Source organism: Streptomyces sp. NH27, from assembly GCF_056859195.1.
In genome coordinates this window covers 1-1,565 of sequence record NZ_JACEGK010000897.1, presented here as the reverse complement: position 1 = coordinate 1,565, position 1,565 = coordinate 1, and the positions used below count along the sequence as shown (strand labels likewise).

Sequence of the window (1,565 nt, the reverse complement as noted above, 5' to 3'; positions counted from 1 at the left end):
CGCCGGGTCGGTGCCGCGGCCGGGTCGGCGCTCGGCCGGTTCAGGTGCTGCGTCGGGTCGGAACGCGGTGTCGGGTCAGGACGCCGGGTGGTGGTAGCCGTCGTACGGCACGCCCAGGTAGGGGAAGTGGTCCAGGTACGGGTTGGTCACGTCCGCCGGCGTGAGCCCGTCGGTGATCTGGCCGGCCGCGGCGTCCGGGGTGTAGGTCTTGTCGACCAGCGGCAGCGTGGCGCCGGCGATGGCGCGCAGCTCCACGGTGACCACGTCGTCGAAGACCCGGCGCCCGTTGGGGAATCCGGCCGCGTCGCCCGCGACCAGACCGAGGATGTCGGGGTGGGCGGACGGCGGGACGGAGGTGTTCAGGCGGAGCATGTCGGCCTGGGTGGTGCCGGTGAAGTTCTCGAACCCGGGCACGACGCCCGCGGGGATGCCGGTCAGCAGGATCGCCAGCAGGTCGGCGCGGGACTTGCCCGACTTGTTGTAGGCGTCGAGGTTCGGGAACACACCCGGGTAGAGGCCGGGCAGCAGTTCGGCCAGTTCCGGGTGGGCGACGTAGTGGGCGAAGCGCTTGTCGTCGCTGGGCGGCAGCGCGTTCCACTCGTCCTTCTCGCCGAGCGCCACCAGCACCTCGTTGAAGAGCGGGTTGCCCAGTCGCGAGACCTGCACGAACGGGCCGGACTCGGTGTCCTGGCCGCGGCCCTCCTCGATCACACGCGCCTGGCGGCGGCTCGCCGAGGTCCATACGCCGATGGTGGCGCGCGGGTCGGACACGTCCTTGCCGTGCCAGCCCTGCCGGGTCAGGTCCGTGATCGGCACCTGCACGGCGAGGCTGTGGACGTTCAGCTCCTTGGTGGTGTTCACGCCCGGGGCGGGCTGGGTGAACACGCTCATGCCGTACTGGTTGTGCAGTTCCTGGAACGGGCGCAGGTTGCCCAGGTCGAAGATCGACCCGAGGTCCACGTAGAAGCCCTCGGCGCGCTGCCCGGCGAAGACCTTGCAGGTCCTGCCGATGGTGTGCACGGCCTGCTGCGCGAGCTTGGGGTAGTTCGGCGTCGACAGCGGGCCGATGTTGCACGGCGGGCAGGTCAGGTCGCGGCCCAGCACGGTGCTGCGGCCCTGACCGTCCACCCGGGTCAGCGTGTAGGTCTGGTAGCGGTTCCAGTTCGGCGAGTCCAGCGCCAGGATCGGGCCGGTGTTGTACAGGAAGCTGCCCGGTGTCCGCATCCTGGTGGTGAAGCGGAACTGGTACGTCACGTCGGCGCGGCCGTCACCGTCGTTGTCGACGTGGATCTCGTAGAGCACGTCGTCGCCGAACTCGTAGAAGTTCGGGCCGCCGGCCGGGTTCTGCAGCGGGATGTAGTTGGCGATCAGGGTGACCGCGTCGGGGCGGTCCGGGCTGACGAACGCGTACACGTCCGTGCTGTCGGCCACGGGGTCCTTGGAGATCTCCGGGGCTTCGCGGTGGGAGGACATTCGGCGGGCCTCACTGGTCGGGTGTACGGGCGGGGGATATGGGTGTGGGAACCCAGGTGCGGGAACGGGGCTGCGGGCGTGGGGACGGGGAT

1 protein-coding gene is annotated in these 1,565 nt (G+C 70.3%); it reads right to left on the bottom strand.

The genetic code is table 11. The annotated features are described in order from the left end of the window. Positions 1 to 75: 75 nt before the first annotated feature. The gene (locus AC13HU_RS36870; protein WP_483046360.1) at positions 76 to 1,473 is read right to left on the bottom strand and encodes a DUF4331 domain-containing protein; all 1,398 of its coding nucleotides are present in this window, start codon (positions 1,471 to 1,473) and stop codon (positions 76 to 78) included. Positions 1,474 to 1,565 lie beyond the last annotated feature (92 nt).